We start from the raw sequence: 6,813 nt of genomic DNA on the forward strand, positions 1-6,813 counted from the left end.
TTTTTTAGGAGACGTAACAGCCCCTGAATTTATAGGTGGTGGTAGTGGATTAACTGGTGTGCCTACATTGGCAAATGCTGACCAAACAATTACAGAAGATAGAAATCTACAACTAAGTGGTACCGGAACACATTTGGATATAGGGGGTTTATTTAGGGCACAAGAAGGTGCTACAGCAGCAGATGATTTATTGTATCTAGGAAATTTAACTCAAGGTCTTAATTTTTCTGTAAACAACGGATGGACGTTTACCTCTCCATTTGCTTTCTTCCAAAATTCTACACCGCCAACTAATGTAGAAGCAAGGACTTATTACGATACAGATACTAACAAGCCATATTTTTACAATGGAATTGCATGGGAACTTTTTGAAGGCACTCATGCTACTGCTGCAACAATGTTACTTACTGGATATTCAGAAGGTACAGATGATACCGATGTGGTTGAGACCGATAATGTACGTCAAGCTTTTGCTAAGTTAAAGAACAAAATAGATGGTGTAAGTGCTGGGAGTTTTGATAATCTAACAACTTTTAAAGACGTTACAGCAACCACCTATACTTTGTTAGATTCAGATGCATCTAATAACACAAAATTAAGATTTAATAATGCTTCTGATATAACAGTAAGTGCTCCTTCTTCTCCATCAGACGGACAGGTATTTCGACTTGCTCAATATGGAGCAGGTAAAGTACAAACCAATTTTACTGTTAATGTTACTGATGCTATAACTATGTTGCCATCAACTACAGCTCCGGGAGATAATTTTATATTAGAATACGATGCTGCTAATAGTAGATGGGATATTACAGGAAAATATGAAGTAGCTGTTGACGGTACGGCACCAAGCGTCCCTACTGGATTAAATTCGCCTAGCCAAACCACGACTTCTGTTACACTTAACTGGACTGCATCAACTGATAATACGGCAGTAACGGGCTACGAGGTATCTGTGGATGATGGTGCGCCAATTGATGTGGGCAATGTAACCACTTATGAAGTTACTGGACTTACAACATCAACGTCTTATGACTTTAAGGTAAGGGCTTATGATGCTATTCCTAACACATCTGCCTACACATCAAATATAACGCAATCTACTAGTGGAGGTGGAGCTGTATTTAATGGTTTAAATGCTGCTGACCCAGTCAATGAGGTAAATGGCATTGCTAATACTGTTCCAGATGCAAATTCAACTGTAACCTCTACAAGTAATGACCCCCATACAGGTTCTTATGAATTAACTATTACACATAACGCAGCGGGAAGTATAGATACTGAAATCATATTGGTAGGGGTAACTTCTGGTCAAAATATAACTACAACATTCCAAGGAAAACAACATACAGGTCTTGCTTGGACAACCAGATTGTTGAGTGGAGATTGGACTACAACGGAACAGGATAATGCCGACGATGGTGTTGCGGGCAATTGGGAGCCATTTACAATGACTGGAACCGCAGCGGTTGACAATCCAGCCCTTGTAATTAGAACTACATCAGGAGGTGCGTCTGGAGATGTATTTACCGTTGATAATATAGTGATAACTGTAAACTAGAAGTCAAATGAAAAAAATATTGATTCTGTTTTTATTACTCATGATTTCACATATGAGTATGGCACAAGCCAACCCGCTTTATGGGGTTATTGAAAGTTCTAAGGATGGAACTAGTTATACACCTCCCAACCCTGACCCTGACCCTGACCCTCCTACTGTTTTAAAAGCATTTCCAACAGCTTATGGTGGTGGTGCTGAAGCAACCGGTGGAAGGGGTAAAGCTCTAGGAATTGTCAATACTCTTGATTTCTATGCAGGGGTAACTTATGTTGCAGCTAGTGGTGGAGATGATGAATACTATACTGGTGGCTATAAAAATCTGATGGAGAATGATAATGTAGGCCACCTTGTTTTTAATGTGTCTGGAAACATAGAGATAAACGTGGGGGATTATGTTTTTACCAATGTTAATGGAAAGTCTGTATATGGGCAATCAGCACCGCAAGGAGGGATAACTCTTTGGGGTGGTTCCCACAGATTTCAGAGTTATAACAGCAATGGAATCAACAATATCATTATGCGGTATATGCGTTCCAGACCTATACGGTTGCAAGATGGTAGTATAGACGCTGGAGCAGATGACGCATGGTCGTGGTCTTTTCTTTTCAGGGGTGGGAATGATGTCATATTGGACCATTGCTCTGGTTCCTTTGCAAGTGATAAGGTCATAGGTGGTTCTACTAGGGAACAGCATCAAAATTTTAATGGAAACTTTCCTGATTGCCCATGTTGGTTGAGAAGGGTTACGTTTCAACATGGTCTTTATGCTGATGGAGGAACGGCTATGTATGTCACATCCAACGGAGGAAGGCCAGACGACCCAGAAGAGCTTATTGATAAGATTTCTTTTCTGAACAATGTGGCCGTATCAAATAACCGTACCCCGAATATGGCTTTCGACAATTATGGGGAGACGGTAAATAATATAATCCATAATACACCGAATAAAAATTCAAGAGTATATCATTTGATTAAGTTAAACCATATCAACAATTACTACCAAAGAACGAACAATTCTTATAACTGGATTGATGATAATCAAGAAGGAGAAAAGTGGCCATCTGTTTATACAAATGGTAATGTTTACTCTGGAACTGTTGGTGGCAACTCTATAAATTGGGATGGCAACCCTGCTGTTGACAATAGAGATATGTGGGTTATGGCAGACCGTACTACACCTGCATTAAACCAATATTTCACCACTACTAAACATTTTATGGATGTGGAGCACCCTTGGGTTGAAACTACCGCTACCGATGCATTTACAAGATTGGTTACCAATGAAGATGTAGGGGCCTATAAATATCTAAATAATGATGGCTTTGTACAAACATATCGGGACCCTTTTGATACAGAAATGCTTGATGTTGTCCAAAACAACATTGACTACAATAGTAGGGTAACAGCTAATTGGGTATTACCTGTAATACCTAACAATACTAGGCCAGCTTCATATGATACTGATAATGACGGAATGGCGGACGCTTGGGAAATTAGAGAATTTGGAGATTTAAGTCAAAGTTACCGCGGGGATTTTGATGGCGATGGATATGATAATATTGAAGAGTATATGAATCAGGTAGATAATTAAACTATTAGATATGACAAACTGGAAACAAAATTTATCGAGGGCACAAGAGATAGCTGTGCGAGGTTTTTTAACCTTAATAGGCATGTCCTTATTAGTCATTGCTTTTTATGGGCTTTCCGTTTCTGAGCTTAAAATTAGTGATGAGAAATATGAATGGAGCACATCCAACTCTCTTTTAGTTATTGCTTCCATCCTGTCTTTTTGGATTGCGTTGGACCTGGGAAGGTTTGCAAGGTTAGCGGATGCTGTATTTCAAAAGTTGGGGATTATAAAAAAGAAAGAAGAACCAAAAGATGGGGGAAACAATGCCAGATAGAATAGTTAGAGCCCTAGAATGGACCATAGATTGTTTGGTGGCAATTGTTACTGGTGCTTTGCTGGTTGTAGATTTTACATTTATAACAGTATTGGCGGCTATATCTTCTTTGTTACATATGTGTTATAGGATTAAGCGAGATATTGACAAAAACCATCAAGGAAAAATAAGCGAATATTTTAAATATTTTTTAAACAAGCATAAAAATGAAAAAGATTCTGAACGGGATTGAAAAAGGGGTTTTTTGGCTGTTGGATTTCTTTGAGGACATGTTCTATACATGGGTAGAGTGGGTTTCTAAAGATAATTTGGGATTTATATATACCATTTTATGGATAATGGTATGGGAGTTTTTTAAAGCAATTTTAAGGCTAATTTTTTAATGCTCTATTCGGTAGATTTTTATAAGCGGTTTGGGTGGTCCAATGTGGATTTTGAAAGAAAGCACATGATGATTCTGGAGGTTCCAGAATATATGACCAAAGAAATTCCGAGCCTACCAAAAAAAATCTATTGCAACAAGCAAATGGAGGTTCCATTATTGTGGGCTTTTGACCAAATCATCAATAGGGGTCTACAAAAAGAGATTAAAACTTGGGACGGGTGTTTTAACCCACGGGCAATACGGGGTTATGAAAAAAAGTACAATGAATACCTATCCCAATTGCGTTACCAACTGGCGGCCATGTTTGCCAGTGTTCACAGTTGGGGATGTGCCATAGATATCAATGCCAAGGATAACGGCTTAGGAAAAGAGCCAAAAATGAGTAAGGAGCTTGTAAAATGTTTTGCCGATGCCGGCTTTGTTTGGGGTGGCGATTTTAAGCGTAAAGACGGAATGCATTTTCAATTAAGATATTTAACGGAATGAAAAAAGTATATCAAACCATAGTGGACAAGGGGTATGGTAATTGTATGCAAGCTGCAATAGCATCTTTATTGGAATTTGATTTAGACCAAGTGCCAAACTTTATTAAGTTTAAAGAAAATAGTTCTTGGGTTATCTTCAACTTCATGGAAATTTTTGATTATTATCCAAACTATTACGATAATAAAGACATACACCCGCATCCTAAAGGAAGTAATTACCCATCCTTACAGGAAGTAGCCAAGGTTGATGGTGGTGTCAATGGGTATTTCTATGCTTCCGTGAAGTCCCAATCATTTAAAGATGTCATGCACGCTGTTATTGTAGATTTAGACATGAACATAGTCCATGACCCAAACCCAAACCAATTGGCATTGAATTTAAAACCATCTGATGTTGAACAGATTATGACAATCAACAATAATTGGGAAATATCAATTGATGGAAAATTAATTTTAAAATGAAAAAATTAAAATGTTTGATACATGGTCACAAACTTTGGAAAACCATAGTTTCTAAATGGTATGTGTGCCAACGTTGCAATAAAGTTGTTTATAAATGAAAAAATACTGGCCATACATACTAACTTTTTTGATAACCGCTGCCTTAGTGGTGATGGTGGTAAGAAACATCAATACCAATAAAAAATTAAAGGCTATTGAGCAGCAACTAAAACAAGCGGACAGCATTATAATATCAGAAAAAGCAAAACAGTCCATTTACATAAATCAGATTAAAATTGACTCCATTGCGTATGAAAAACAGAAGCAACATATACAAGATTTGCGTAACCGTTATCCTAGCGATATGCTTATCGACAGCCTGTTCAGGGCAGGGCAAAATATTAATTGAGCGCGACAGCCTTTACAATGTCTTAGTAAACCTGGCCGAGCTAAAGGTGGACAATGCGTTCTTGTCTAAGATGGTAAACAATCAGAAACTCATCATCAACTCCATGGGTATTGTCATTGCCCAAACAGAATTAAAGGCGGAGCTTTTGGAGCGAAAGGTTGTCCTCATCAATAGAAAAGACTTCTTTCAGAAATTTTGGGCCTTTATAAAAGGCATGGCCGTTGGTGGTGGCGTTGTTTTTTTGGTGTTGGTGTTATAATTTAAAATCAATTAAATCACTCCAATCATCTGGACGGTCCGCATCGTTCACGTGAATATATTTTCTTATTCCCGCTTCTGAGATGTGCCCGGTAATTTTCATTAAGTATTGTACCGCTTCATTGTCCGTCATTCCTTTCTTTTTTCTTAGAACAATGTATGTGGCCGTAATGTAGAAATGCCTAAAACTATGGAAACTATAATTACCCTCTATTTTTAATTTTTGTTTTACTTTTTTAAAATGCCGGCCCATGGTGTTTCTTTTATCCTGGTCTTTTATGTTCCAATCAAAAGGCTCTCCTTTGTAGGTGAAAATTGTAAAGTGGTTTGGCTTGTCTTGGATAAGTTCTTTTAGTTCATTAAAATAGATGTTGGGAATGTATTTGGTTTTTCCTGATTTTGTTTTTTGTTGAAAATACATTTCTTGGCTTTCTAAATCGATATCTCCTACGGTTAATCTGCAGGCTTCCACTGCTCGTAAAAAATTATAGGATATTACCTTTATGAACAGTAATAGGTGTGGGTTTTCTTTTTGTAGGTGTGTGGATATATCCCTCATTTGTTCCAGGGTAAACCTTCTGTCGGTTTTACTTTGGGTTCTGGATTTGGAAATATCATTTTTTATAAAATTGCTGTCAATTATAAATTTATCGGCAAGTATGGTAAATAGAGAGCTTAAATCTGCTCTTACATTGTTTCTGGTCCTTGCTGAATTTTTTTTAAGGACCGTATCTAAATAATCTGATACAATCTTACGGTCAATGAGTTTAATGTCTTGGTTTAGTAGTTTTTTGGATTTTAGAAACTGCATAAAAGCATTGGCCCTGCCCTCATAATCTTTATATGTTCTGGGACCTACCGTTTTCTTTTTTATGGTCAACGCATATTCAAGGGCTTTTTTAGAGGTATAGATATTGTTTGATGGCTTAAAATCCACCTCTTTGGAATATGGATTAAGTCCCTCTTTAAATGTTTCTATCATTCCCTTTTTGTAGACTTCCATAAATTCAATCCGTTCCTTTTTTGTTTTGAATTTATTTACCCCTGCTTTAATGTTGTTCTGTCTTACCAACTTATTTGTTGTGGGGTTACGGTACCACCATTTAATGTACCATGCTTTTTTTAAGTTTTTTATCTGCTCTGAGGGGGATAATTGGTCCCATAGGGCAATATCTGTGCCTCCGGTATAGAATGTAATGGAGTAATGCGTTTTAGCGGACACAGATGGTACGTTTAGTGGTACTTTTGAGAGTACTTTATTTTTGAACTTAGTTGTAAAATCCATTAAAAAGGCTTGTAAGCCAATGCTTTTAAGGATTTTCATTTGTAGCGAGAGTGGGACTTGAACCCACGGCCTCCGGGTTATGAAT

At 37.5% G+C, this 6,813-nt stretch carries 10 protein-coding genes; 9 read left to right on the forward strand and 1 reads right to left on the reverse strand.

The features are described 5' to 3' along the window. The 9 genes from AC000W_RS15405 to AC000W_RS15445 all read left to right on the forward strand — a co-directional run. Nucleotides 1-1,558, forward strand: a 1,558-nt coding sequence (locus AC000W_RS15405; RefSeq protein ID WP_474749567.1) for a fibronectin type III domain-containing protein, incomplete at its 5' end; no start/stop codon positions are given. 7 nt (nt 1,559-1,565) lie between these two features. Beyond that, the gene (locus AC000W_RS15410) at nt 1,566-3,149 is read left to right on the forward strand and encodes a hypothetical protein (RefSeq protein WP_474749568.1); all 1,584 of its coding nucleotides are present in this window, start codon (nt 1,566-1,568) and stop codon (nt 3,147-3,149) included. Between the two features lie 10 nt (nt 3,150-3,159). Then, nucleotides 3,160-3,465, forward strand: a complete 306-nt coding sequence (locus AC000W_RS15415) for a hypothetical protein (RefSeq protein WP_474749570.1) — start codon at nt 3,160-3,162, stop codon at nt 3,463-3,465. Beyond that, nucleotides 3,455-3,697: a hypothetical protein gene (locus tag AC000W_RS15420; RefSeq protein ID WP_474749571.1), complete on the forward strand. Its 243-nt coding sequence runs from the start codon at nt 3,455-3,457 to the stop codon at nt 3,695-3,697. The genes AC000W_RS15415 and AC000W_RS15420 overlap by 11 nt, the downstream gene beginning before the upstream one ends. After that, nucleotides 3,672-3,848: a hypothetical protein gene (locus tag AC000W_RS15425; protein WP_474749572.1), complete on the forward strand. Its 177-nt coding sequence runs from the start codon at nt 3,672-3,674 to the stop codon at nt 3,846-3,848. Before AC000W_RS15420 ends, AC000W_RS15425 begins: the two co-directional genes overlap by 26 nt. After that, nucleotides 3,848-4,336, forward strand: a complete 489-nt coding sequence (locus tag AC000W_RS15430; RefSeq protein WP_474749574.1) for a M15 family metallopeptidase — start codon at nt 3,848-3,850, stop codon at nt 4,334-4,336. Before AC000W_RS15425 ends, AC000W_RS15430 begins: the two co-directional genes overlap by 1 nt. Further along, nucleotides 4,333-4,797, forward strand: a complete 465-nt coding sequence (locus AC000W_RS15435) for a hypothetical protein (RefSeq protein WP_474749575.1) — start codon at nt 4,333-4,335, stop codon at nt 4,795-4,797. Before AC000W_RS15430 ends, AC000W_RS15435 begins: the two co-directional genes overlap by 4 nt. A 94-nt stretch (nt 4,798-4,891) precedes the next feature. After that, nucleotides 4,892-5,185 (forward strand): hypothetical protein, encoded by a 294-nt coding sequence (locus tag AC000W_RS15440; protein ID WP_474749577.1) that lies wholly within the window; start codon nt 4,892-4,894, stop codon nt 5,183-5,185. 70 nt (nt 5,186-5,255) lie between these two features. Beyond that, nucleotides 5,256-5,444, forward strand: coding sequence for a hypothetical protein (locus tag AC000W_RS15445; protein ID WP_474749578.1), 189 nt, complete (start codon nt 5,256-5,258; stop codon nt 5,442-5,444). On the opposite strand, the gene AC000W_RS15450 is transcribed toward AC000W_RS15445, so the two are convergent. Further along, nucleotides 5,439-6,813: tyrosine-type recombinase/integrase (locus AC000W_RS15450; RefSeq protein WP_474749579.1), on the reverse strand; the 1,375-nt coding region annotated here is incomplete at its 5' end. The genes AC000W_RS15445 and AC000W_RS15450 overlap by 6 nt on opposite strands.

The sequence above is a fragment of the Saonia sp. genome (genome assembly GCF_056326165.1).

Excerpts from the sequence above, each read along its gene's own strand:
- AC000W_RS15435 (WP_474749575.1), top strand. The coding sequence starts at position 4,333 with ATGAAAAAAGTATATCAAACCATAGTGGACAAGGGGTATGGTAATTGT.
- AC000W_RS15430 (WP_474749574.1), top strand. The coding sequence starts at position 3,848 with ATGCTCTATTCGGTAGATTTTTATAAGCGGTTTGGGTGGTCCAATGTG.
- AC000W_RS15440 (WP_474749577.1), top strand. The coding sequence starts at position 4,892 with ATGAAAAAATACTGGCCATACATACTAACTTTTTTGATAACCGCTGCC.
- AC000W_RS15425 (WP_474749572.1), top strand. The coding sequence starts at position 3,672 with ATGAAAAAGATTCTGAACGGGATTGAAAAAGGGGTTTTTTGGCTGTTG.
- AC000W_RS15420 (WP_474749571.1), top strand. The coding sequence starts at position 3,455 with ATGCCAGATAGAATAGTTAGAGCCCTAGAATGGACCATAGATTGTTTG.
- AC000W_RS15415 (WP_474749570.1), top strand. The coding sequence starts at position 3,160 with ATGACAAACTGGAAACAAAATTTATCGAGGGCACAAGAGATAGCTGTG.
- AC000W_RS15410 (WP_474749568.1), top strand. The coding sequence starts at position 1,566 with ATGAAAAAAATATTGATTCTGTTTTTATTACTCATGATTTCACATATG.
- AC000W_RS15445 (WP_474749578.1), top strand. The coding sequence starts at position 5,256 with ATGGTAAACAATCAGAAACTCATCATCAACTCCATGGGTATTGTCATT.